Origin of the sequence: Acinetobacter qingfengensis (assembly GCF_008693185.1) — a bacterium.
Lineage (GTDB): Bacteria > Pseudomonadota > Gammaproteobacteria > Pseudomonadales > Moraxellaceae > Acinetobacter > Acinetobacter qingfengensis.
On the sequence record NZ_VXKN01000004.1, the window covers coordinates 95,143 to 120,806 of the forward strand.

General features: G+C 38.9%; 17 protein-coding genes. 8 read left to right on the plus strand and 9 right to left on the minus strand.

What is annotated here, in order from left to right; all coding sequences use genetic code 11:
- Nucleotides 1–4: 4 nt before the first annotated feature.
- The 5 genes from F4V57_RS06770 (at nucleotide 5) to pnp (ending at nucleotide 12,162) form a co-directional block, all read left to right on the plus strand.
- Nucleotides 5–3,583, plus strand: coding sequence for an exodeoxyribonuclease V subunit gamma (locus F4V57_RS06770; RefSeq protein WP_070070548.1), 3,579 nt, complete (start codon nucleotides 5–7; stop codon nucleotides 3,581–3,583).
- A complete protein-coding gene (locus F4V57_RS06775) occupies nucleotides 3,580–7,308 on the plus strand; it encodes a UvrD-helicase domain-containing protein (protein ID WP_070070547.1) in 3,729 nt (1,242 codons plus the stop codon). The genes F4V57_RS06770 and F4V57_RS06775 overlap by 4 nt, the downstream gene beginning before the upstream one ends.
- Nucleotides 7,309–7,380: 72 nt before the next feature.
- The gene (gene recD / locus F4V57_RS06780) at nucleotides 7,381–9,126 is read left to right on the plus strand and encodes an exodeoxyribonuclease V subunit alpha (protein WP_205634535.1); all 1,746 of its coding nucleotides are present in this window, start codon (nucleotides 7,381–7,383) and stop codon (nucleotides 9,124–9,126) included.
- 414 nt (nucleotides 9,127–9,540) lie between these two features.
- Nucleotides 9,541–9,810, plus strand: coding sequence for a 30S ribosomal protein S15 (gene rpsO, locus F4V57_RS06785; protein WP_070070545.1), 270 nt, complete (start codon nucleotides 9,541–9,543; stop codon nucleotides 9,808–9,810).
- A gap of 258 nt (nucleotides 9,811–10,068) precedes the next feature.
- Nucleotides 10,069–12,162, plus strand: a complete 2,094-nt coding sequence (gene pnp, locus F4V57_RS06790) for a polyribonucleotide nucleotidyltransferase (protein ID WP_171257562.1) — start codon at nucleotides 10,069–10,071, stop codon at nucleotides 12,160–12,162.
- Between the two features lie 137 nt (nucleotides 12,163–12,299).
- On the opposite strand, the gene F4V57_RS06795 is transcribed toward pnp, so the two are convergent.
- Nucleotides 12,300–12,539 (minus strand): hypothetical protein, encoded by a 240-nt coding sequence (locus tag F4V57_RS06795; RefSeq protein WP_070070543.1) that lies wholly within the window; start codon nucleotides 12,537–12,539, stop codon nucleotides 12,300–12,302.
- 572 nt (nucleotides 12,540–13,111) lie between these two features.
- Here F4V57_RS06795 and F4V57_RS06800 point away from each other — a divergent pair.
- A complete protein-coding gene (locus F4V57_RS06800) occupies nucleotides 13,112–14,419 on the plus strand; it encodes a dicarboxylate/amino acid:cation symporter (protein ID WP_070070542.1) in 1,308 nt (435 codons plus the stop codon).
- A 68-nt stretch (nucleotides 14,420–14,487) separates the two neighbouring features.
- On the opposite strand, the gene F4V57_RS06805 is transcribed toward F4V57_RS06800, so the two are convergent.
- Nucleotides 14,488–14,703: a YdcH family protein gene (locus tag F4V57_RS06805; RefSeq protein ID WP_070070541.1), complete on the minus strand. Its 216-nt coding sequence runs from the start codon at nucleotides 14,701–14,703 to the stop codon at nucleotides 14,488–14,490.
- A 185-nt stretch (nucleotides 14,704–14,888) separates the two neighbouring features.
- Between F4V57_RS06805 and F4V57_RS06810 the strand changes: the two genes are divergently transcribed.
- Nucleotides 14,889–16,055 carry a magnesium transporter CorA family protein gene (locus F4V57_RS06810; protein ID WP_070070540.1) on the plus strand — a complete coding sequence of 389 codons (1,167 nt, stop codon included), beginning with the start codon at nucleotides 14,889–14,891 and terminating at the stop codon, nucleotides 16,053–16,055.
- Nucleotides 16,056–16,148: 93 nt separating this feature from the next.
- On the opposite strand, the gene F4V57_RS06815 is transcribed toward F4V57_RS06810, so the two are convergent.
- The 6 genes from F4V57_RS06815 to F4V57_RS06840 all read right to left on the minus strand — a co-directional run bounded on the left by F4V57_RS06815 (nucleotide 16,149) and on the right by F4V57_RS06840 (nucleotide 21,228).
- The gene (locus F4V57_RS06815; protein WP_070070539.1) at nucleotides 16,149–16,469 is read right to left on the minus strand and encodes a chaperone modulator CbpM; all 321 of its coding nucleotides are present in this window, start codon (nucleotides 16,467–16,469) and stop codon (nucleotides 16,149–16,151) included.
- Between the two features lie 15 nt (nucleotides 16,470–16,484).
- Nucleotides 16,485–17,438 carry a DnaJ C-terminal domain-containing protein gene (locus F4V57_RS06820; RefSeq protein WP_070070538.1) on the minus strand — a complete coding sequence of 318 codons (954 nt, stop codon included), beginning with the start codon at nucleotides 17,436–17,438 and terminating at the stop codon, nucleotides 16,485–16,487.
- A gap of 181 nt (nucleotides 17,439–17,619) precedes the next feature.
- On the minus strand, nucleotides 17,620–17,874 hold the full coding sequence (locus F4V57_RS06825) for a type B 50S ribosomal protein L31 (RefSeq protein WP_070070537.1): 255 nt from the start codon (nucleotides 17,872–17,874) through the stop codon (nucleotides 17,620–17,622).
- Between the two features lie 103 nt (nucleotides 17,875–17,977).
- Entirely contained in the window at nucleotides 17,978–19,279 is a 1,302-nt protein-coding gene (locus F4V57_RS06830) for an ABC1 kinase family protein (RefSeq protein ID WP_070070536.1), read from the minus strand.
- 93 nt (nucleotides 19,280–19,372) lie between these two features.
- Complete coding sequence (locus tag F4V57_RS06835) at nucleotides 19,373–20,752, minus strand: MATE family efflux transporter (protein WP_070070535.1); 1,380 nt, start codon at nucleotides 20,750–20,752, stop codon at nucleotides 19,373–19,375.
- A gap of 20 nt (nucleotides 20,753–20,772) precedes the next feature.
- On the minus strand, nucleotides 20,773–21,228 hold the full coding sequence (locus tag F4V57_RS06840) for a DMT family transporter (protein ID WP_070070534.1): 456 nt from the start codon (nucleotides 21,226–21,228) through the stop codon (nucleotides 20,773–20,775).
- A gap of 290 nt (nucleotides 21,229–21,518) precedes the next feature.
- Here F4V57_RS06840 and hemW point away from each other — a divergent pair, with 290 nt between their 5' ends.
- On the plus strand, nucleotides 21,519–22,670 hold the full coding sequence (gene hemW / locus F4V57_RS06845) for a radical SAM family heme chaperone HemW (RefSeq protein ID WP_070070533.1): 1,152 nt from the start codon (nucleotides 21,519–21,521) through the stop codon (nucleotides 22,668–22,670).
- Between the two features lie 237 nt (nucleotides 22,671–22,907).
- Here hemW and F4V57_RS06850 read toward each other — a convergent pair whose 3' ends face one another.
- Nucleotides 22,908–25,418 carry a TonB-dependent siderophore receptor gene (locus F4V57_RS06850; RefSeq protein ID WP_081409250.1) on the minus strand — a complete coding sequence of 837 codons (2,511 nt, stop codon included), beginning with the start codon at nucleotides 25,416–25,418 and terminating at the stop codon, nucleotides 22,908–22,910.
- Between the last annotated feature and the right edge of the window lie 246 nt (nucleotides 25,419–25,664).

A 25,664-nucleotide genomic window follows, 5' to 3' on the forward strand; every position in this document is an offset into this window, starting at 1 on the left:
CAAGATGGGCATTGATGTTTTACAAAGCCAGCGACTGGAAATTTTACTCAAGGTATTGATTCAGGAAATTGCACAGCCACAAACTGATGCAATGGCGGTATTACAGCCACAATGGTTAATTGTGCCTAATCACGGTATTGGGCAATGGGTGAAGCAGCATATTGCTCAACAGTTGGGAATGAGTGGAAATCTGCAATTTTCGGCATTACGTACTGCACAATGGCAGCTTTATCAAAATATTGTCGGGGCTGATGTGGTGGCAAAAGCACCACAGATGTTGAATATGAAATGGCGAATTTTCTTGTTTTTAATGCCATTTTTACAAAAAAATCTTTCAGCAGATCATGCACTATACGGCATATTTCAGCGAATCTTTCAGCATAGTGAATTTATTGTAGATCCTGTGCAACGTCAGATTAAACAACAACGGATGTTGTATTGGGTGGCGGATCATTGTTCCCGATTGTTTTCTAACTACATGATTTATCGAGGTGAATGTGTCGGTGGTTGTGTAGGACAATGCCATTGTCGACAAAACTGGTTGGGGCGTTGGGGGGAGAATCAACCACTTAATATTGAACACTGGATTCGTCAACCTGAAAAAAATATGCAGCAAGTCCACCCGCACATGCTGGAATATACCATCCGGCAGGCAGAAATTCTGGAGGTTTGGCAGCGTTATATCTGGAAACAGGCCTTTGCAGAAGATTATGCCAAAATGCAGGATATAGATCGACAATTCTGGCAAAAGCTATCAGGAGAAAATGCGACTTTTTTTCAAGAAAAATTACCTAAAACTTTATATGTGTTTACTTTATTGGAATTACCGCCATCACAGCTTTTATTCCTTAGACGTTTGGGGCAATATGTTTCGGTAAAAGTTCTGCATTACACACCATCGCAGGAATATTGGGCAGATAGTGTCGATCCAAAGTGGAAAGCACAATATGCACTTAAATATCCGGATGCCGCAGTATATTATGAAAGCCGACACCCGCTGCTGACGCGTTTGGGAAAACAGGCACGTGATATTAGTGCTTTACTGAGTCAACTGGCGGGCGGGGAAGAAGGGTTGTGGCAGGATATTTTTCCAGAATATATCCCGCAAAGCTTATTACAACAATTACAATCCGACATTCTGTATTTAAAAGAACCTGAACCTCAGCAATATACGCTGGATGCACAGGATCAATCTTTACAAATTCATGTGTGCCATTCCAGTTACCGGCAATTGGAAGTTTTAAAAACCCAATTGCTGTATTGGCTAAGTCAGGAGGATACAAAGCCACGACAGCCTGATGATATTTTAATTTTAGTGCCTAATTTGCAGGAGATTGAAGCACAGATTCGTACAGTTTTTGCCGTCAATTATGCCAGTAAACAGGTTAATCTGCCGATCAAGATTGCAGGTGTCCCACCACTTGATGCAGTACAGCTTTGGCAGGCACTTAGTTTAAGATTACATTTGCTACAGCAACGTTTCAGCTTTGAGCAATTTATGGACTGGCTCAGTTTACCAGCCATTCAGCGCTTATATGGACTACAATTTGAACATATTGAGCGTCTGACTGAACTATTACAAACTGCTGGATTTAAGCGTGGATTTGATGAACAACATTTAAAATTAAGTCTAACCGAACAAGATCAAGACTATCGTTTTAGTTTGCGTTACGCTTTAAATCGTTTGGCTTTGGGTATTGCCATGCCAGAGCAGACGATCTTTGAAAATGTTTTGGGTATGCCACAGGTTCAGCGTAGGGATTTTGAGTTGATCGGGTGTCTGATTCGGATTTATCAGGATTTGGCGCAGCGCAGGGATTGGCTTAATCCACAAAGTATTGAAGATCAACCTACATTGCAGCAAAGCCTACAACGTCTTGATCTGGAAATTACAGCATTTGAGCATATTGCTGGCGTTGAGCAGGTAAAACAAGCATTAGATAAATTACGCAGAATCATTCGGGTGACCAATACAGAACAGTTACGCTTACCTTTACAATACTTACTTAATGAAATTGCCAACAGTATTGAACATCAGGTTGGACAAACAGAACCCACAGGACAAATTACATTTGCACAAATGGGACAGTTACGGCCTTTGCCATATCGCTTGATTGTCTGTCTGAATATGGATACCGGTACTTTCCCTAATCGAGATAGCCATATTCCATTTGATTTAATGGAATTATTACGGGCAGAGCTGGGTGATCGATCACGTCTTGAAGATGATCAAGGTACATTTCTGGATGCCATGCTGCAAGCACAGGATGCTTTCTGGATGTTTTATAATGGTTTTGATGTGAATGATCAACAAGCCCGTGACCCTTCCAGTATTGTGCAAGAGTTGACGCAGCATCTGGCTTATATCTTAAAGACTCAACATTACGAAACGTCAGATCAGCGAGACGATCAAGGGTTGGACATTCCCGAAGCCTTAAGGCCACTTTATCATATTCATCCATTACAACCGTTTGAACCACAAAGTTTTTCCGAGCAACGCAGCGTCCAGCATTATCCAAGATTTCAGGATCAGTGGTATGCTGTGGCGCAGCACATCGTACAGCCATTGCTGCAAGATTGGCACTGGCTAAATCAACTTTATCCGGACATTACAGCAAATGGAGAATCTCAGCGATTAGATGCCGTACAATGGATCAGAGATTTACGTCATCCTGCACAGCATTTTTTACGGCGTGTTGGCATTCAAAATGTCCAACCATTAGACCAATTGGAAAGCTATGAGCCTTTGCTGCTGGACGGCTTGCAAAAATATAGCATTAGGGATTATTTACAAACACAGTTAAAACAATCAAATACTGTTGAGTTAATGCCTTCGTTTAATCCGGATTTATTACAACATCAATTGCCCGTAGGGCAGATGCAGCATGCCACATGGCAAAAGACACAAAGTGAATTACAATTGGTAATTCAGCGTCTAGCTAGATTTGGTGGAAAAATCACAGAATTAACCCGAAAAACATGGCAGTTAGATGTACAACATCAGTTTTCAATGACGGTTCCAGAGGATATAGATGCTTTGCAATGGATTAGTTTAACGGCTTCTGGTTGCCGTAATGATCGACCATTGCAAATCTGGCTGGAATACCTGTTGTGGCAAGCTGCTGCTTCAACTGACAATGCGCCATTACAGCGAATTGCTATTTTCAATAATAAAACATTGCAGGCTTCTGGGTTAAATCGGCAACAGGCACAGCAACAGATTAAACAATGGTTACAGGTTTGGTATTCTGCTTGCCGGCAACCTTTTTGCCTGCCACCAGCTTTATTTGCCAGTATGGATGATTCAGAGCAACCCAAATGGGAATTTGATGATCAAGGACAACAATATTGCAGCAATCTGGATGTATTAAGAAAACGTTGGCTGGGGAAAAAATATTACCATCATGTTGCCTTTAATGCAGATAATGATCCAGGGTGTTATTTATCTGCGGACTGGCAACTTTTATTTGCAACAGAACAACAGGCCGAACAACAATTTAATCAATATGCAGAAAAATATGCTGCACCATTGTATAGCCTAATGACGCAACACCTTCAGATCCTCAAGGAGGAAAGCGCATGAAAGCACAGGTGCATTATCAGGATCAGCCTTTACAGCATCTGAAACTGCAAGGTTTACATTTAATAGAGGCTTCAGCCGGTACAGGAAAAACCTGGACATTATCAAGTTTAATGGTTCGTATTCTTACAGAGAAATATATGCCTCGACAGGTGATCGCCACAACATTTACCCGAGCGGCAGCGGCGGAATTAAAAACTCGTATTCGCCTGCGTTTACTGGATATTTTTAAGCAAGCTCAACACTGGGAAAAGTTATCTGTTTCTGAATATGCACAATATTTGCAACAATTAAGTGATCCACTGGAAAAATGGGTATTTCAACTTTTTTCTGATGCTGAAAATGAACAACGCAACTTTCATTATCTTAATAATCGGTTGAAACTGATTATTGATAGTCTGGATGAACTTTTTGTCGGAACAATTGATAGTTTTACACAGAAATTATTAAGAGAATTTTCGTTTGAAAGTGGTGAAATTGAACCTCGTCAGATGACAGAAAATGAAAACCAGTATCCCTATCAAATTGTACATGATGCATTAAGAGCATGGTTACAGCAACAACAGCAATCGGTTGTGGATCTTTTACTGTTCAGTCAGTCGCTTAAAACAGTCGATGAATATATTAAAACCGTAAAAAATACCCTGAATTTTAGTCAAGCAAAATTATTAACAGTTACAGAACCTGTGTTAGATATTGTGTCATTACAACAATGTATTGCTGAATTTATTCAGCATAATACGCAGCAATCGGAACAACTCAAAGAATATTATTTAATCAACGGACAATACGCCAAAGCATTTGATGGACGAAGTTGGAAAAAAGGCGTTTTACAACAATTATTTGAACAAGATATTCCGAAATTTTCGGAACAATTACAACAACTTGGTTTTTTTGTCTTATTTGATGCTAGCAGTAAATCCATATTGTTAAAATTGACTAAACTGGCACAACATAAAGGTATAAAGGCACCTGACTCCACAGAAATACAGGCATTTTTACAGCATCCAAGTGTCAAGTCAGCATGTCATTTAGCCGAAATTTCTGATCAGCTTAATGGCCAGTTAAAACAATTGGATGCCTATTTACGTTACTATTTAAGCTGTACAGTAAAACAGCAATTACCACAACTGTTATTACAGGCCAGTGAAACCACGTTTAATCAGCAAATTCAGACACTGGCACACGCCTTAACCCATGAAAAAGGACAGCAAATGGCGCAGGCCATTCAGCATCGTTATCCGATTATTCTGGTTGATGAATTTCAGGATACCAATCAGGAGCAAGATAATGTCCTTAATGCAATATGGCGTCATCACGATAGAATTGATGCGGGGTGTTTTATTGCAGTAGGTGATCCCAAACAGGCCATTTATGGCTTTCGTGGAGGTGATATTTTAACCTATCTGAATGCCTTTAATGACCTCGCCCAAAAAAAAGGTCACTTTTATCGTCTGCAACAGAATTTTCGTTCCACACCAGCTTTGGTGACAGCAGTAGATGCCCTGTTTAGGCGACAAATCAATTTTGGTGAAGATATTGAGTATTATCCGGCAATTGCCGGTAAGTCTACTGATAATGTATTGATCGAGAAACAACAGACAGATACAGCACCTTTGCGGTTATTGTCTTTGCCTGAAGGGAGTCATGAAGGATTTGTCATTGCACAGAAAATTCGACATTTATTGGTACAGGCTCAAGACAGACAACTTTTTATACAGGATCAGCAACAAAAATACACCATTGTTGAAGATGATATTGCTGTACTGGCATATAGTAATTATGAACTGGATCAGGTTCAGCATGAACTAGAAAAACTCAATATTCGTGTTAATCGTGTTGCGATGCGCAGCGTATTCTCCAGTGTGATTGCACAGGAAATTGCTGCAATATTGCAGGCAATTCTTCAGCCGGATCGGGAAGAAATCTTGCGTCGTGCGCTCATGACCAGACTGATTGGCATGCATCTATCGGAATTTATCGCATTTGAACAACATGCCGATGCCTTTAGTACACATATGACGCAATTTCGACAAGCTCGGCAAACATGGTTGCAAAAAGGTTTTTTAATTGCATGGCAGGATTTGGCAGAACATTATCAATTTTGGGGTAATCTGGCAAAACATACAGGACAACAGGCAGAGCGATCAATTGTTAATGCACGGCATATTATTGAATTACTCAGCCAGAAAAGCCAGTATTATCAAGGTTTACAACATCTACAACAATGGTATCTATTGCAATTGGGTTCACCTGCCCAACGTGATTGGGAAATGGAACGTAAATTATCCAGTGAATCTGGTGTGCAATTGATGACCATTCACAAATCCAAAGGGTTAGAGTTTAAAATTGTATTTTTAATGGGTGCCAATAAAGAAGTTAGTAATAAATCCGATTTAATTTTTTATGAAGAACAACAAACCGATCAGTCCAGTCGCGTCATTGCTATCGCTTCACAGGAAGTAGAAAAAAATGTACAGGCATTACAAGCCAATGATCATAAAATACAGGCGGAAAATCATCGTCTCTGGTATGTGGCATTAACACGTGCCAGTTATAGACTATACTTAAGTTTACCACAGCAAAATAAAAAAATTGCTGTTTCAGGTGCGGCAGCATTCTGGCTTGAGGCACAGGAACAAGCCTTTTGTCATCCTGCAGTGGCAGAAGAATGTATTGAAAGTCCAGACACCGCATATCAGCGTTCACAACAGCAAATATTACAACTCACAGCATTAAATTATCCTGTACGGCAATTTTATCCCAAAACACGCACCAGTTTTAGTTATCTTGCTGCGCACGTCAAACATCAGACTCATATTGATGTTTTGGCCGAATGGGTAGAACAGGATCAGGCGGCACAAGATGAATACGACATACAGCAACAAACTGAAGAAAATATTTTTCAGGATTCGCAGCCAGAAAAATATCATCAAACTGAACTGCAATGGATTAGACTAAATTTTCCACGTGGAACATTGGCAGGAAACTGTCTGCACGAATTATTAGAACATTTGGATTTTCAGCAGCAGCAAGACTGGCAGCAAGAGATTAATCGACAGCTTTATCAATATGGTTTATGGACAGATTTATTACAGCATTATCAACAGGATTTTGATGAACTGAATGATACTCTTGCTAAACAACAATTACTGACATGGGTACAGCAATGGTTAGAATCGATTGTAAAAACACCTATTCAGGCGACTCAATCAAATCTAACGCTGCAACAACTCAAGCCGGAACATCGCTTGTCTGAATTTCCATTTTTTCTGGCATTGGCCCAGCAACGATTTGATAGTCAAAAAATTCATACATTTTTTGTCCAGTATGGCTGGAATATGCCTGAATTTGAAGCTGCAAATACTGCGCGATTCTTAAATGGTGCCATCGATTTGGTGTATTTCGATGGTCAGCGATATCATATTGCGGATTATAAAAGTAACACACTGGGGCAATATCTGGAAAATTATCAAATTGAAAATATTCGGGATAATATGACCCATTCCAGTTATTGGCTACAGGCCAGTTTATATCTGGTGGCATTACATCGTTATTTAGGACAACGTTTGAATAATTATGACCCTGAACAGCATTTAGGTGGAGCCAGTTATTTATATTTACGTGGAATGACAACAGATTGCAATTATGGTGTCTGTTTCTGGCAGCCTGATATTGAATTTATTTTACAACTGGATTCATTACTTGGAGGATATTTGGTTCAATAACCTGTGGATAACTTTGTGTAAAAGATTATGGATAACTCTGTAGATAACTTTGAGGATAACTCTGTGAATAACATGTTGAAAAGCCATGAGGGACTTGAATGGTTTGATTTCTGGGCAGATTTCCTTTCACAATCACCATTCTATACTGGGCCGTATAAAGAAGAATTAATTAATTTAATCAAAACCTTGGGGCAATCTTTGCTGGAAGGAGATAGCTGCATTGAGTTATCTGCACCTGTTTTAAATTTAAATGAAATCATTGCATCAGTAGATACACAGCAAGCCGTGGATAAACCATTAGTGTGGGATGCACCTTATTTATATTTACAGCGTTATTGGCAATTGGAGCGGCAACTGGCACAGCGAATTGCCATACTTATTCAGCATCGGATGCAGCCTATAGCAGTGCAACCTTATTTGGCATTATTTAATGATCCTTATCAACAACAGGCGTTAACCATTGGCGTAAATTCGAGTTTTGCCATGATTACAGGCGGACCGGGTACAGGGAAAACGTATATTCTCACGCGTATTGTCGCAGTATTAAAACATTTCCAGCCTGAGCTTAGAATTGCCATGGCTGCACCCACCGGAAAAGCTGCACAGCGCATGCAGGAAGCATTACAACTTGCATTTAATGATCCTGCTTTGCAGCAAGCAAATCTGTATCATACTGATTTGGCACAGCAGCAAACCCAAACTTTGCATCGTCTATTGGGTATGGGCTATCGACAAATTCCAAAATATAATCAGGAACATCCTTTGCCTTATGACGTTATAGTGGTTGATGAGGCATCCATGCTGGATTTGACCTTGGCACATGCTTTATTGAATGCCTTACATTCTTCAACGCGTCTAATTTTATTGGGAGATGCCAATCAGTTAAGCTCTGTTGATGTGGGCTATGTGTTGGCTGATTTGCAGCAAGTCGAAGTATTGCAAAATTATCGTGTACAGTTACAAACCAGCAGGCGTTTCTCGGATCAAGCACAAATCGGACGTTTTGCACGGTTTATTTATCAAGTAGATCAGCCTCCTTATCTCGAGCAATGGTTGCAACAGGTCAAGCCTGAAATCATCAAATATCATGATTTGTGTGATGTAATTTTACAGGAAAATAATACACAACAGCATTTGCCTATTGATTGGGTTGGCTACTATCCGATTGATGAAAATTCGGCTCCTTCTGAGGATGCATTGATCTACCAAAAACTGGCGCAGGGTTATGATAGTTATATTCAGGCTGTAAAAAAATATCGGCTTGGAACAATGAATAATGATGAATTAGCACAGGCATTTGATGGCTATCGTATTTTGGTAGCCATGCGAACAGGTCATCTGGGGCTAGAGCGGATGAATCAATTGATGACTCACTATATCCGACAGCAACTTCAGATTGTTGAACCAGGTGAATGGTTTGAAGGTCGTGCAGTCATGATGATCTATAATGATGATCAGCTTGGATTATCTAATGGTGACATTGGTATTTGCCTGAAAGACCATCTTCATTCAGAGCAGTATGTTGTATATTTTCCGAGTTTAAAACGAGTCATTGCTGCAGCTCGATTACCACAATCCATGCAAACCGCATTTGCTTTGACCATTCATAAATCACAGGGGTCAGAATTTCGGCATGTAGCGGTCGTGTTGGATAAATTGGCACAGCAATTGTTAAGTAAGGAATTATTGTATACTGCCGTTACTCGTGCAAAAAAAATGGTGAGTATCTATGCTCATGCACAGGCATTAGAACTCAGTTTACAACGCAAAACTAGCCGTTGTAGTGGTTTGGCCAGACAACTAGCGCGGTGCTTATAAGTTTCTAAACAGAAAATAGCGAAATATCAAACAAATGTAAGCAATCACTTACAATAATTAGAGAAATTGTCTAATAGGTTTTTTAAAATTCTTCTGCCATTATAAAGACATACAAAGCTTGATCAGGAAGATCAGGTAATTCGCAATAAAATGATCGAGAGATCTGCGGACTTGCATGGATGTAAGGACAAATATTCTGTAGAGATTGCAGTCACTTAAACCTTATAGTTTTGGGAGAGACTATAAGGTTTTATTTTATCTATAAATAGTTATAAATTTGGAATATTTTGCATTCACCCAAAAATTCATTTAAAATGGCGCACTTGCTGTAGTGATGCACGGCAAAGGTTTATTGAGATTAATAAACTTACTATATATCGCTTTTATTGAATTTTAAGCATCTCGGAGATAACGATGGCTTTAACTAACGAACAACGTGCAGAAATTATTGCGAAATTTGCCCGTGCTGAAAACGACACAGGTTCCCCAGAAGTACAAGTTGCATTATTGACAGCTCAAATCAATGATTTGCAAGGTCACTTCAAGACTCACAAACATGACCATCATAGCCGTCGTGGTTTGATTCGTATGGTTAACCAACGTCGTAAACTTCTTGACTATTTAAATGGTAAAGATCACGGTCGTTACGTTGCATTAATCGGTGCGTTAGGTCTACGCCGTTAATTGTAATAATTATATCATATCATGTTTGATGTCACTATCATCGTATCGTATGGTATAACTGCTATGCCCTTATCAGGCATGCAATCATGAGAAGGGGCGATTACGCCTCTTCTTTTATGTTAAACACTTAAATTTAAAGACTGGTGGGAAGCGGCTTCTAAGCTTTGCCATGGCATCTACTAAAAGTTATTTTGGATGGAATGCCAAACCTTAGGGGCCTTCAGCCAGCAAATAATTAGGAAACAATAATACATGTCAATGTTTAATGTCGTTCGTAAAGAATTCCAATATGGTCAGCATACTGTTGTTTTAGAAACAGGTCGTGTCGCTCGTCAGGCAAATTCAGTCTTGATTACCATGGGTGGCGTATCTGTGTTGGTTGCGATTGTTGCGCAACCAACTGCAAAAGCTGGTCAGGATTTCTTTCCGCTTACTGTAAATTATCAGGAAAAACAATATGCGGCTGGCCGTATCCCTGGTGGTTATGGTAAACGTGAAGGCCGTGCTTCTGAATCAGAAACTCTGATTTCACGTTTAATTGACCGTCCAATTCGTCCGTTATTTCCGGAAGGTTATTATAACGAGATACAAGTAACTGCAACAGTTGTATCATCAGATAAAACGATGGATGCAGATATTGCAGCCATGTTAGGTACATCAGCAGCGCTTAGCATTGCTGGAACACCATTTCGTGGCCCAATTGGTGCAGCACGTGTTGGTTTGATCAATGGCGAATATGTGCTTAACCCAAATCATGAGCAAATGGCACAATCTGATCTGGATCTTGTGGTTGCAGGTACAGAATCCGCTGTATTAATGGTTGAATCTGAAGCAAAAGAATTATCAGAAGATCAAATGCTGGGTGCAGTGTTATTTGGTCATGATGAGCAACAAATTGCTATTCAAGCGATTAAAGAATTTGCTGCGGCAGTAGGTGCTGCTGCATCAAACTGGGAAGCGCCTGCTCATAATGAAGAATTACGTGCACAATTAAAAACAGCATTTGAAGCTAAAATTTCTGAAGCCTATACCATTGCAGTGAAGCAAGACCGCTATGCTGCACTGGATGCGTTATATGAAGAAGCAAAAGCACAATTTGTTCCACAAGAAGATGTTGATGGTATTGCAGATGAAGTGGCTTATCTGTTTGAAGACCTTAAATATCGTACAGTACGTGACAACATTTTAAGCGGTAAGGCACGTATCGATGGTCGTGATACCAAAACAGTTCGTGCGCTAGATGTACAAGTGGGTGTGTTACCACGTACACATGGTTCGGCATTGTTTACTCGTGGTGAAACACAGGCTTTGGTGACTGCAACATTAGGTAATACTCGTGATGCCTTAATGGTTGACACTTTAGCTGGGACTAAAACTGACAACTTTATGTTGCATTATAACTTCCCTGCCTATTCAGTGGGTGAAACAGGTCGTGAATCTGGTCCAAAACGCCGTGAAATTGGTCATGGTCGTTTGGCTCGCCGTGGTGTACAGGCTGTATTGCCTCCGGTTGACCGCTTTCCTTATGTACTACGTGTCGTATCTGATATTACTGAATCTAATGGTTCATCTTCAATGGCATCCGTCTGTGGTGCATCTCTGGCATTAATGGATGCTGGTGTACCACTTAAAGCACCAGTTGCCGGTATTGCTATGGGTCTGGTAAAAGAAGGCGAACGTTTTGCTGTACTTTCAGATATTCTTGGCGATGAAGATCATCTTGGTGATATGGACTTTAAAGTTGCTGGTTCTGCCAATGGTATTACCGCATTACAAATGGACATCAAGATTGAAGGAATTACCGAAGAGATCATGGAAGTTGCATTAAATCAGGCGTATACAGGTCGTATGCATATTCTGAATGAAATGAACAAAGTGATTTCCCGTGCTCGTCCTGAAATCAATATGTTTGCACCGACGTTCCAAGTGATTAATATTAATCCTGAAAAAATCCGTGATGTTATTGGTAAAGGTGGTGCAACCATCCGTTCAATTACTGAAGAAACTGGTGCGGCAATTGATATCGAAGATAACGGTACAGTACGTGTCTTTGGTGAATCTAAAGCATCTGCCAGTGCAGCGGTTGCAAAAATTCAGGCCTTAACTGCTGAAATTGAGCCAGGTAAAATTTATACAGGTAAAGTTATTCGTATTGTTGAATTTGGTGCATTTGTCAATATCTTACCAGGTACTGATGGTTTATTGCATATTTCGCAAATTTCCAATGAGCGTGTTGCGAATGTGACAGATGTATTGGCTGAAGGTCAGCTGGTTCAGGTACAGGTTGCTGATGTAGATAATCGTGGTCGTATTAAGTTGACTATGAAAGACATTGAGCAAATACAAGCATAATCTTGTGTGAATCAGAAAACCTCATGATCAGCAATGTTCATGAGGTTTTTTTATGGATATTCAGAGATGTTAGCAATTGATCAAATGGAAAATAATAAGTAATCTCTATCTTCCTAATAATAAAATCAAATTACAGTTTAATTTTGCTTAATCAATGTTTGTCCTTCAATGATAATCTTAGTTTGACCATGATCATTGAAAGACATCTTATCAATCTTAAGCTGCTGTAACCCATTGCTTAGTATAATTGCATGGTCATTAACACTGGTAATTGGTGCATAAATACTCGCACTACTACTTACATTCTCTTCACTAAGGCTGGTTTTATGCCGTAGCTGTTGGTAATAATGATAACTGAGTTGCCCATTATTTTTCACTTCTAATGCTGCTTCATTATTTTTCCATTAGCCGACAAGATATTGATAAGGTGAATTAACTTCGGTTTTATTAGTATGGCAAGCTGTGAAAGATAGCATGCTGATCAATGCAGCAAGTGTTAAACGTAGAGTCATTAGAATTTCTCCTGCAAGACAGATCATAAATTATTATGAAATAAACATAAAAATAGATCTTAGTCCTCTGGTAAAATTCTGTAGTAAAATAACAAATAAAAATATTTTTTAGAATAAATGCATAATAAAAGTATGTCATTTCAAAATAAAATAATTCAACAAAATATTTGTTAATTTCGCTAGAGAAAAATTAAATGCTGAATTATTCACCGATTTTTATTGGGCATAAAGTGTAAAAAATTGTATAATTTTATAGGTAACTCTATAAAAAAATACAACTTAAGTTGCACAGATTAGACATTAGTCTAATTTTGTTTCTTTTCTTTTTTTTTGCCTTAAAATTCATGAAATTTATATTGGTCTAAAGGATTTTTAGACTGTTTTTTGCGTTGGTTGCACACAGGGACGCATTTCCAAAGGTGAATTTAGGTACACGTATGCAAATAGATCATTCGGCCGTAGATCATGGACTACCTCCTCAAAAGCCAAAAAAATTCTACCAACATTTATATGTGCAAGTATTATTTGCCATTACTGTAGGTGTGTTATTAGGTCATTTTTCTCCTGAATTAGGGACTAAGCTGGAACCTTTGGGGCAGGCATTTATTAATCTGGTAAAAATGATTATTGCACCGGTGATCTTTCTTACCGTGGTTACAGGGATTGCAGGAAGTAAAAATATAGGTAGTGTTGGCCGTATTACCGGTAAAGCAATGCTATATTTTGTTACTTTCTCTACACTTGCCTTAATTATTGGTTTGATTGTTGCCAATATTACTCAGCCTGGCCATGGTTTAAATATTGATCCATCTACTTTGCATAGTGCCAAGGTCGATGAATATCAGGAAAAAGCTCACGAAACTTCCATTGTTGGCTTTTTGATGAATATTATTCCAAAAACATTAGTTAGTCCTTTTGTATCGGGTGATATTCTACAGGTTCTTTTTGTGGCAATTCTCTTTGGTATTGCATTGTCTAAATCAGGTGATATTGGTCGTCCAATCACAGAGTTTTTGCAAAATCTAACTGCTCCTGTATTTACTTTGGTTGGTATTTTGATGCAGTTTGCACCAATTGGTGCATTTGGTGCCATGGCATTTACCATTGGTAAATATGGTATTGGTGCAATTGGTAATTTGTTGGAACTGATCTTAACCTTCTATATCACGGCACTATTATTTGTTCTGGTCATACTTGGCGCAGTCGCTCGTTATAATGGTTTCTCGATTATTGCTTTGATTCGCTATATCAAAGAAGAATTATGGCTAGTTCTGGGAACAAGTTCATCAGAAGCAGCATTACCTTCATTGATGGCAAAAATGGAAAAAGCAGGTTGTGAGAAATCAGTGGTTGGTCTGGTTATTCCAACAGGATATTCATTTAATTTGGATGGTACCAATATTTATATGACAATGGCTGCACTATTTATTGCGCAGGCGTGTAATATTGATCTGACATTAACAGAACAGGTTACTATTTTATTGGTTGCAATGATCAGTTCCAAAGGTGCTGCTGGTATTACCGGTGCAGGTTTTATTACGCTTGCGGCAACCTTATCTGTGGTGCCTGCAATTCCAGTAGCAGGTATGGCATTAATTCTTGGTATTGATCGCTTTATGTCAGAATGTCGAGCATTAACCAACCTTGTAGGGAATGCATGCGCAACGATTGTTGTTGCAAAATGGGATGGTGCGTTAGATAAGGCACAATTGGATGCGACATTAAATAAACGTGATGCATCATAATTAGTAAAGAATTTTTCGTACACTAAAGCTGTCTGATTGATTTGATCAATCGGCAGCTTTTTTATTTTTTAAGATTGTTGAGAACGTTGTAAGAGATGATAGATTTCATCCTTAAGTCTTAATTTTTGTTTTTTTAAGCTTTCCAGTTGTTCTAGGTTACAGGTGATGGGGTCTTTTGCCAACCGATTGATTTGCTGATCAAGCTGTTGATGCTCAGCATACAGCAGGGCAAAATGTGGATCGTGCTGACGTAGTTGTTGAATAAGTGCCTTATGTTCTTCCAAGCTAAGTACTCCTTGAAATTTTATCGATATGAACTTTATTGTTAAAAAAACTTTGCTGAAAAAGCCATGAAAAAATTAAAAAAATTGTTGCGAAATAGTACGTAAAATCCGTATTTGTGGGGATTTCCAAATAAATTTCGCTTATGATTCAATGAGTGATTTATACAAAAATATTGGTTGTTTGCATGCAAAAATATTATTTCTATATGCAAGAAGAATCTGCACAGCTTATTGTAAGTCAGCAACAACGAGATGATTTACAGATGGTTTTTGTGTGGATTGAAAGTGTCTTAGAAGATTTGAAAACTCCTGAGCAATGGCAACAGCAGGTACATACAGATACGCGGCTATGGGTGAATGAATATCACATTGAGGATATTTCCAATATTGATCATCCATCGAATTTTGATACCACACAAGAATATGATCTTCTGATTTTTCGTAAGCTTGTGACACCTGATGACGGGTTTATGCTTAAGAAAGATCGTTTTACTTCAGAAAAAATTTTAATGTTCAATCCTTCTGAATTTTTGACAACACCGATTAGTTTTTGTATCTCACCACAAGCATTGATTACTATTCGGGATGAGCGTAACTTGGCTGCCAATCAATTTGTTGAGCGGATACGAATGTTGATTCACCACCATCCGCAACCGCAGAATAAAAATATCCGCGTGCCAAATTCACCACTGGATTTAACATTGAAATTATTGAATGTAGTAATTGATCGTTATTTGGATATTCGTCTACCGCTGACACAGCGGGTGACTTTCTGGCAGAATGAATTACTACAGAGTTCAGCAAGATTTACCCGCTGGCAGGATCTATTTCAGGAAAACATGGCCTTGCAGCAAATTGAGTACTTGTGTGAAGAGCAAATAGATGTGTTACAGGAACTACGTGATGATATTATGGAAAATCAAAGCCAACTTGGAGGGGAGTTTGCGATTGAGCGGCAGGATATCACTCTGGTCCGTGTGCATGACTTATTGAGTCATGTGGAGCGTGTTCAGAAACATGTGACGCGCCTTGAAAGTATGATTAAAACTGCAATAGATTTACATTTTTCTGCCATTTCTAATCAAACCAATGAAAATATGCGTATTCTGGCAATTATTACTGCAATTTTTTCACCATTAACTTTATTAACTGGGATTTATGGAATGAATTTTGAGGCCATTCCTGGATTAAGAAATCCTTACGGGTTTTGGTTTATGATGGTGGTGATGATTGTTACTACATTGATTTTAATGTATATTTTTAGAAGGAAGCGCCTAATGGGGAGTAGTCAGAGTAAAATTTCGGATCTGCTTGCTCAAGGACAAAGTCTGGATTTAAAAAAGATTAAATAAACAGCAGGCGAGATATAAAATATATGTAATTATAAAATAAACTTATTGTTGATATGCCTGATGTACAGGCATATCTGTTTGATGTAAAAAATTTTAACCTATACGTTTACGTAAATGCTGTACTTCATCAATTAAATCCAGCATCACTGCAACAGCAGCAAAGCTGGCATCGAAATCCCGTTGTAAGCGATAGGCTCGACGGGCACGTGCCAGATCTTCACTGACAAAGCGATATTGCTGTGGTGAGTTTTGTGTTGAAGATAAAATATCATATTCAAACAATTGCAGAACCCAGTCATCATCTACACCAACAGCTTGAACAAATTGTACAAAGTTTAATCCTTGATGCTGTTCAATGATTTCACTATGACAGGGATCATGAATGGTTATTTCATGAATGGTAAATTTTTTCATTGTTAACATCTCCCTTTAACCACGTGGATTAAAATCATTAAATTGTTTTGCCAAATCCTGAAAAGCCTGTTTTTGTGTATCAGTCTGCACAGTTGGCAAGCAAATATTCATGGTTAAATACAGATGACCTGCACCGCTAGTATTAGGGATTCCTTTGTCTTTCAAGCGCAATTGTTGACCATTTTTGGCATTGGTTGGTAAATTAACCTGTAAACGCCCCGCAGGTGTATTAATGTCTACTTTACCACCCAATGCAGCTTCCCATGGAGAGATATTCAGTTGCTGATAAACATCGGCACCTTCAACATATAATTGTGGCGTTTCCTGATAGTTAATTTCGATATATAAATCACCATTTTTTCCACCATTTATTCCAGACTGCCCCTGACCGGATAAACGAATTTGCTGACCTTCTTTCATGCCTTTAGGGATTTTGATTTGCAAGGTCTTGCGCTGGATCTCTGCTTCACCGTGAGCATTATAACTTGGAATTTGTAAGGTAATTTGCTGTGTTGTGCCGCTATAGGCCACAGCTAATGGTACTTCAATTTTGGCATGCTGATCCTCTCCCGGAAATTGAACATTTTGTGATTGGCGTTGTCGTCGTGTACCGCCACCAAAGCCTGCACCAAAACGGCCAAATAAATCCTCAAAGTCATGAAAATCCCCAGCATTGCCCTGATAGTTATTGTAGAACTGTGAACCATCTGATTGTTGTCCGTTAAAACCTTGTTGGCCAAAACCGGCAAAGCCCTGCGGATGATCTAACATTTGATCATACTCTGCTTTTTTTTCGGGGTGACTGAGTGTGTCATAAGCTACGTTAATTGCCTGCATTTTAGATTCGGCATCAGCTTCTTTACTGATGTCCGGATGATATTTTCGGGCTAATTTGCGATAACTTTTTTTTATCTGTTCTGGAGTGGCATTGCGATCAATGCCGAGTGTTTCATAGTAATTTTCGGCCATGTGTTATTCTCGATAGAAGATGAGGTTTACTTTAAAACTTAAATAAGGGCAAATGCGTAAAAATAAAGCAATTTATACAAAAAAACGAAGTAGCTGGGATGACTACTTCGCAGGAGGATGATTCTGTAGCGATTTAAAAAAATATTAAATCAAAATTAAGGATGATGGAAAGCGTAGGGGATTAATGACTACGTTTAAAACGAGAAAAACGTTTATTAAAGCTGGCGACACGTCCTTCATTACTGGCTTGGCGCTGTTCACCGGTATAAAAAGGATGAGAAGCACTTGAAATATCCAGACTGACATAAGGATAAGTCTTTCCTTCATATTCGCGAGTTTGTTTAGACTGTAAGGTTGATCCGATCACAAAATATATATCAGCATTGGTGTCATGAAATAACACATCCTGATATTGGGGATGAATATTTTTTTGCATGAGCATTGTCCTCTTGAATAACGATAGCATACTGCAATTTAACGATATGTTATATTATAACATTGTTAAAAAGCAAGTCAGTGCTGTAACAGAATGTGATCCTTTATTCTTCTACAGGTACAATGGATTCAAATAGGTCATTGAGATGATCATGAACTTTTAGATGAATTAAATTCCAGTAATGTCCCGAAACGGTTCGATTGATCATTAGGGTATCTGGTGAAGGCTGGAAGTAGTCCCAGTATTTTAAGGATTTCTTTATAAGAATGACACCATCGTGATGTGCAGAATTTTCCGCAAAATCATATTTTGTGATGAGTGGGCGCATTAATATTTCTAACCATTGTACATACCATTCATGAGGAATTAGGCCTTTATCATTGCGTACATTAAGGACACGTAGCTGGTGTTCCAGTACAGAAATATTGTGCTGTCTGGCAGCATTGATTAGCTGTTTATAATGATCGACTACAGGCGGTGCCAAAGTCTTGACACTACCATAATCGTAAATAATCACATCGCCATTTTCCCTAAAAGCAAAATTGCCAGGATGTGGGTCACAATGAAAGCGATGAAGATAAAAAATTTCCTGACCGATGGCTTGAAATAAACGGCGGCCCAGTTGATTTCGAATTGGCTGAGACCATGTGCTGGCAGTTTCAATATTTTCACCGACTTCTTTGCTTAACGTGAGAACACGGCGCGTTGAATATTCGGGAAATACCTCAGGGATAATAATTTGATGATCGAGTTTGCTGTGAAAGGCTCGCGCAATATGTAGATTTTGTGCTTCGATTTCGTAGTTTAATTCGGTATATAAACTGTTTTGAATTTCACTGAAAATTTCATCTTGTAGTTTTTTATCAATTTTGAGCATACCCATCAGGCGTAAGGCTAATCTAACTTGTTTTAAATCACTTTCACACGCTTCATCAACACCGGGATATTGTACTTTAACCACAACAGCCTGACCATTTTTTAAGGTTGCACTATGTACCTGTCCAATTGATGCTGCTGCAAAAGGTGTTTCTGAAAAATCAGTAAAGATGTCATGTAATGGTTTTTTGAGTTCGCTTTCTAATTGTGCCTGAATTTGTGTAAATGGCATTGCTGGTGCTTCACGCTGTAATTTACAGATGGCATCCTGGACTTCAGCCGGGAAAAGGTCTTTGTATTGCGAAGCTATTTGCCCAACTTTCATTACGGCGCCTTTCATTTCTCCTAATGTTTCTGCAATTTTGACACCGATGTCTTGATAGAGTTGAGAGCGGATTTGCAATTTCTTGTCTTCATCAGCATTCAAGTTTTTAATTGAACTAGAAACGGCCTTGCCTGCAATACTGGCGGTCATGCCTGCAAGTTTTAAAAAACGGCGTCCTGCTGATGTATTCTGTTGTGCGGCCATGATTACCTCGTACAAACCGGGTCATCAAAATGATGTGTAGTTGACTGTACAACTGCAACTACACACTGGCAAGCATAGTTCTGTGAGGATTGGTTAAAAGGGATTGGTCACTTTTTTTGAATAAAAACCGCTTTGGTTCAAGCGGTTATTGGTTGTACGTAATCGAATAAACAATAAAATACAAGCAATAAACAAGCCGGTAATTAACCCAATCCAGACGCCAGCTGCCGAGAAAAGAGCATAGCGAGTGAGATAAATACCTAATGGAAAAGCAATAATCCAGTAAGCAAATAAGGTAATCCACATGGGGCCTTTGGTGTCCTGCATACCGCGTAAACAGCCTGCAGCAGTGACTTGCCATGCATCGATTAATTGGTAAGCAATTGCAAAAATAACCAGACCATAGGCAACATCAAAAACCGCAGTATCCTTATTATACAAATGAATCAGCCAACCGCGAAATAACCATAGTAACAGCATGGTGAAACTGGCAAAAACAGTTGCGACTACAAAACCAATATGCTGAACCTGTCGCATGACTTGCCAATTTTTTGCTCCATAATATTGCCCAACCCGAATGGTAAGTGCCATTGCCAGAGATAATGGGATCATGAACAGTTGAGAGGTGATAGAAATGGCAATTTGATGTGCAGCAATGACTGTATCACCTAAAGGGCTAATCACTAGTGCAGCGGTACTAAAAATACTGACTTCAAAAAAAATCGCCATACCAATCGGTACGCCAAGTTTTAAGATACGTTTTGCCCAGACAGGATCGAGAGAATCAAATTGTTGGAAAAGTTTAACCTGAGTAAACGCTTTGGCATACCTTAAATAAGCAATCAGGATAAATAACATGACCCATTGTAAAATTGCATTGGCAACCCCGGCACCAGCACTACCCATGGCCGGAATAAATGCAAAGCCATGCATAAAAATCAGATTCAGAGGAATTAAAACAGGTAAGGCCAAAAGGCTAATAATGGTGACGACATGCGGATGGCCTAAAGCTTCACAATAACAACGTAAAACACTGTATAAAGCGACGGCAGGAATACCAAAAGCGATGCTATGTAAGAAAAGTCCGGCTTTGGCATGTAAATTTTCAGGAACTTTAAGTAAATGAAAAAATTGTGGCATAAGCTGTAAAATCAGCATTCCAATCAATCCCAGAAAAATTGCGATCCACAAAGCCTGATGCGTAATCACAGGGATGTTCTGTTGTCGTTTAGCACCAATTGCTTCGGCAATCAACGGAGATGTTGCCATTAAAATTCCACTACACAATAGCATGACTGGTAACCAGATACCTACAGCAATTGCAATGGCTGCCAGATCTGCCGCAGATAATTGTCCTGCCATAATGGTATCAATTAAACCAAAACCTGCTTGTGCAACTTGCGTGGCAAGGATAGGGAGCATTAGACGTAATAATTGTTTTAGTTCAAAACCCCAGTTATACATCGCAGACATAAATTTTCTCATCTAAAAAATTAGCGGTGTAAAGTAAAAACAATACCCACCGCAATTAGAATAGCCCCAACGATTCTTTGCCAGTGAATGGTATTTCTCTCGACTCCAAGTAACCCAAAATGATCAAGAAGTGCAGACATGATCACTTGCCCAAAGAGTACCAGACCAGTAAAGCTTAAAAAGCCCAGTTTAGGTGCGGTATAAATACTGATACTGATGCAGTAGGCACCCAGAAATCCACCTAACCATAACCAGATTGGGGTTTGAGTGATTTGATGTAGTGAAGGGCGTGTCGCAGATTCTAATAGCATCAGCACAGCCAAGCAAATCGTTCCAATAAAAAAAGAGAAAAAAGCAGCTTGAATCGGACTATTTAATTGTGCACGTAACTGGCTATTAATTGCTGTTTGTGTGGCAAGTGCAAAGCCGATTAATCCTGTAAGAAAAATAGGCAAGATCATGTCTGTTATGCGCATATTATCCTATCATCATGACTGGTTTATTGATTTATTTAAGATCTGCTCCATTGTCCCATATCAAAAAAACTTGTAAACCGATGATTGGATAGACTTGTATCCTGTTGTGAATGCCGCTTAAAGGGATTTATTCGGAGATAAGCGTAAGCGGTTTTTGGGATCAATTCATGTAGCACAAGAGATTTTAAAAATAATATAAAATAATAAGAGAAGGGTGCTGTATGCATGAAACTGCTTGATCAACAGGCGAACATGCTACAATACAGTAATTCCTGTCAACTGTTGCCAGTATGTCCTATCAACCGCAAAATATCCCATTATCCCTGTATATCCACATGCCGTGGTGTGTGCGTAAATGTCCATATTGTGATTTCAATTCTCATGAATTGGCAGAAGGCCAACTTACTCAGGATTTGGAGCAACATTATTTGCATGCATTGGTGGCAGATTTACAATCACAACAAAAGTTTGTGCAGGATCGATTGATCGAAAGTGTATTTATTGGTGGAGGTACGCCGTCACTAATTTCGGCACAGGGCTATCAATGGCTATTCTCCCAATTACAACAGCTTGTACCGTTTCGTCAGAATTGTGAAATTACCATGGAAGCCAATCCTGGTACATTAGAACATGCACCTTTTGCGGATTATCTACAAGCTGGAATCAATCGCTTATCTATTGGTGTGCAAAGTTTTAATGCCGAACATTTACAGATACTGGGCAGAATTCATGATACTGAGAATGCCCGACAGGCCATTTATAACGCAGCACAAGCAGGCTTTAAGCGGATTAATGTGGATTTAATGCATGGTTTGCCACAGCAACGTGTGGAACAGGCATTATATGATTTAAATACCGCAATTGATCTAGGCGCAACACATATTTCATGGTATCAACTGACCATTGAACCGAATACCGTATTTTATCGTTCACAACCTACCTTACCTGATGAGGATGTACTGGAACAGATTCAACAGCAGGGCGAGCAGCGATTAAAACAGCATGGTTTTTTTAATTATGAAATATCGGCATGGGCCAAAGAATTACCTAGCCAGCACAATTTGAATTATTGGCAATTTGGTGATTATCTTGCAATTGGCGCCGGGGCACATGGTAAAGTTTCATTAGCCGATGGGGTCTATCGTTTTCAAAAAACCCGCCTGCCCAAGGATTATCTGGCTAAACTTCCGGCTGAGCATGTGCAGTTTAAAAAAATTACTGATGATGAAATGCCCTTTGAATTCATGATGAATGTATTGCGGCTAACAGAGGGGGCACCAAAGGATTATTACACCCAAAGAACTCATCTATCGCTACAATCGTTATCTGGTATTGTACAATCTTTACAGCATAAAAATCTGATGCAAAATGATTCACAACATTTTGCTTGTACAAAACTAGGGCGACAGTATTTAAATACTGTATTGGAAAATTTTTTATAATTATAAAATGAGTGCAAACAGTTTTTTATTGAATTTAATCAAAATCTGATTTCAATAGAAGCAGGACGAAATTTATATGCCTGTTTAAGGATTTTGCTCGAATGAAAAATTTTCTTTCTAGCTAAAGATAAATATATGAATAATAAAGCATAATTGTGTTTAGGGCTGAAATTCTGGTTATTTATCTTCCCCAGGCTTGTGATCAAGCTCCAAGTTTGGGGAAGATACTTTTAAAAATTAAAATTTATATCTTAACGTTGCCAGAACATTACGTGGAGCACCGTAGATTTCGCTATAGCCTGCCCATGAATACCCTAGTTCGCTATAATATTTTTTATCAAACAGGTTATTAAGATTCAATTGCAGACTTAAATGCTCATTAAACTTATAACCACCACTAAGATCAACCGTTGCATATTTATCCTGAGCAGTATAATAGCCAGATTCCGAACGGTACATTTTACTTTGCCCATACAATGATGCGCCTAGACTTAGTTTGTCATAAGGTGCAGGCAATTGATAATTGGTATAAATTTTAAAAAGATGCTGAGGTTCATCTGTATTTATACGTTGTCCGATATTGGATGCAACACTATCTTTTTTGTATTCAGCTTTAACATACGTATAGCTTAGTGCGATTTGCCAGTTCGGAGTAAGAGCGCCTGTCAGTTGCAAATCAACACCATCACTTTGTACTTCACCAGCAGCGCGTGAGCAAGAAATACTACCACTTGAAGGACAATTTGCTTCGTCTGTCACAGCACGGTTGCGCTGTTTAATTCTAAAAATTGCCAAACTGCTATTGAGTGCCCCATCAAAATATTCACCTTTGATGCCTAATTCATAATTGGTACCGGTCAACGGGTCAAGTGTATTGCCATTTACATCAATACTACTTTGCGGCTCAAATATTTCAGTCACACTGCCATAAACAGAATGGTTCTGATTGATATCGTAGACCAGACCGAAATAAGGAGTAAACTCAGCACTTTCATCCAGACTTCTTTTCCATGTTGGCGTACCTGTATACCAGCCTGTAGTATCTTGCTGATACCAACTGAAACGGCCACCGACTACAGCATGTAAGCTATCTAATAATTGTAAATTGGCAGCAGCAAACAGCCCGTATTCTTTGGTATTTCTGCCCCATAATAATGGTACCGTTGCAGATTCGCCGATTAGACGATAGGCATAAGGATTGTAGTTGTTAATGTCAATAATACGACCACCACCACCCCATGTTTGTCGACTGGTAGAATTATCCTTGCGATAATTCGCACCGATCAAAAACTCATGTTGCCTGTTGAATAGATCAAAATCACCGTTTAGGCGAAGATCAAAAATAGTTTGTTCAGTACCATATTTCCAGCCTGATTCACTTTGATTAAATGTAGTTTCACTATCAGTGATACGTTCATTGAGTGTATATTTTGCATCGTTATCACCCTTGATATGCGTGACGGAAGCCTTAATTTTCCAGTTATTATTTAATCTATGTTGAATATCAGCAAAAACAGTATCATTATCACGATCCTGATAACTATCCGGCGTATCAAAATAACTGGAGCGGGAAAGATTCATATGGCGACCATCTGCAAAGGTTGGTAAGCCACGAAAAACGCCATTAGTCCTAGTACGCTGGATAGAACCACCTAAGCCGATTTTAGTCTGATCCGACAAATCTGCTTCCACGATTCCATAAAAAGTACCATTTTTAGTATTGGTCACATCAACAAAGCTATCGCTATCCTGCCACGCCCCAACAACTCGTCCTCTTGTATTGCCTTGCGCATTGAGTGCCTGACTGGCATCAATGGTAAATTGTTGATTATTCCAGCTACCATAACTAGCCGTTAGATCTAATAATGGTCGGGATGTCGGACGTTTACGCACCAGATTGATGGTGCCGGAGGGTGTACCAGCACCTTCTAACAAACCTGTAGCACCACGCACCACATCAACTTGCTCATACATGACGGTATCGACAGCGACATTTCTTTGATTAAAACCGGTAATATCCAGTGGGATACCATCGACATTGATATGACCAAAACTAAACCCTCTGGCATAAGGGGTGACTTCTATACTGGAAATTCCTCCGTTTTTACCGTATAGGCCCGGTGTTACTTTAATGATATCAGCCAGATTTTGAACATTAAAATCATCCATTTGCTTGCGTGTGATGACACTAACGGATTGTGGTGTTTCTTTAACAGATAGATTTAATCCTGTAGCAGTGGCCGTATTTTTCGTGGTATATGCATAACTATCTTCTGCATTCACTGTGATGGCTGGGAGTTGAGCAACTCCACTACGATTTGAAATTTGATCAGAATCTGCTTTTACATCTAATGTTTTAAGTTGACCGGCATAATAGACTTGATTTTCAGTTGTAGTAATTGTCCAGATGCCATCTGCACGTTTTATGAGTTTAAATGGCGTGTCTTGTAATAAAATAGTCATACCTTGTTCAAAGGTATATGTTCCTTTCAGACCTCTGGATTTTCTATTTTCCAGTAATTTTGGATCATAAGAAATTTCTGTACGACATAAACCGGCAAATTGTGCAATTGCCTGATCCAGAGATATGGCGGCAATGTTTACCTCTACAGCGGTGGATTGTAAGGTAGGCGATTGTGCCAGTACGTGCGGACTCCCTATAGTTAGTGTGCCTAAGATGATTGAAATTATGGCAATCTTTAATGGATGCTTGTGTTGAACAGATATACTGCATTTTTTTTGTTGCATGAGATATTCCCCTGAATAGTGTGAATAAAAATCGCTTTAATCACTTATCACTTGAGAATGATAATTAGCTCAAAAAATTAAATATTTTTTTCATTTTTAGAAAATCGTAATCTTCACAATTAAATTATCAGACTTCTAATTTTCCATAAACATGCCATTTCATGATGTACATCTAGGAAAAAATTTTTAATCTAATTTATAAAAGTATCATTCTATGACCGTACATATCCAGATACGATGATTTAT

What these genes read in the sequence shown, in the direction of transcription:
- rpsO (WP_070070545.1), top strand. Translation starts at nt 9,541, where the DNA reads ATGGCTTTAACTAACGAACAACGTGCAGAAATTATTGCGAAATTTGCC.
- F4V57_RS06820 (WP_070070538.1), bottom strand. Translation starts at nt 17,438, where the DNA reads ATGGCCGAAAATTACTATGAAACACTCGGCATTGATCGCAATGCCACT.
- recD (WP_205634535.1), top strand. Translation starts at nt 7,381, where the DNA reads ATGTTGAAAAGCCATGAGGGACTTGAATGGTTTGATTTCTGGGCAGAT.
- F4V57_RS06770 (WP_070070548.1), top strand. Translation starts at nt 5, where the DNA reads ATGGGCATTGATGTTTTACAAAGCCAGCGACTGGAAATTTTACTCAAG.
- F4V57_RS06840 (WP_070070534.1), bottom strand. Translation starts at nt 21,228, where the DNA reads ATGCGCATAACAGACATGATCTTGCCTATTTTTCTTACAGGATTAATC.
- F4V57_RS06830 (WP_070070536.1), bottom strand. Translation starts at nt 19,279, where the DNA reads ATGGCCGCACAACAGAATACATCAGCAGGACGCCGTTTTTTAAAACTT.
- F4V57_RS06850 (WP_081409250.1), bottom strand. Translation starts at nt 25,418, where the DNA reads ATGCAACAAAAAAAATGCAGTATATCTGTTCAACACAAGCATCCATTA.
- F4V57_RS06815 (WP_070070539.1), bottom strand. Translation starts at nt 16,469, where the DNA reads ATGAAAAAATTTACCATTCATGAAATAACCATTCATGATCCCTGTCAT.
- F4V57_RS06835 (WP_070070535.1), bottom strand. Translation starts at nt 20,752, where the DNA reads ATGTCTGCGATGTATAACTGGGGTTTTGAACTAAAACAATTATTACGT.
- F4V57_RS06800 (WP_070070542.1), top strand. Translation starts at nt 13,112, where the DNA reads ATGCAAATAGATCATTCGGCCGTAGATCATGGACTACCTCCTCAAAAG.
- F4V57_RS06810 (WP_070070540.1), top strand. Translation starts at nt 14,889, where the DNA reads ATGCAAAAATATTATTTCTATATGCAAGAAGAATCTGCACAGCTTATT.
- F4V57_RS06825 (WP_070070537.1), bottom strand. Translation starts at nt 17,874, where the DNA reads ATGCAAAAAAATATTCATCCCCAATATCAGGATGTGTTATTTCATGAC.
- F4V57_RS06775 (WP_070070547.1), top strand. Translation starts at nt 3,580, where the DNA reads ATGAAAGCACAGGTGCATTATCAGGATCAGCCTTTACAGCATCTGAAA.
- hemW (WP_070070533.1), top strand. Translation starts at nt 21,519, where the DNA reads ATGTCCTATCAACCGCAAAATATCCCATTATCCCTGTATATCCACATG.
- pnp (WP_171257562.1), top strand. Translation starts at nt 10,069, where the DNA reads ATGTTTAATGTCGTTCGTAAAGAATTCCAATATGGTCAGCATACTGTT.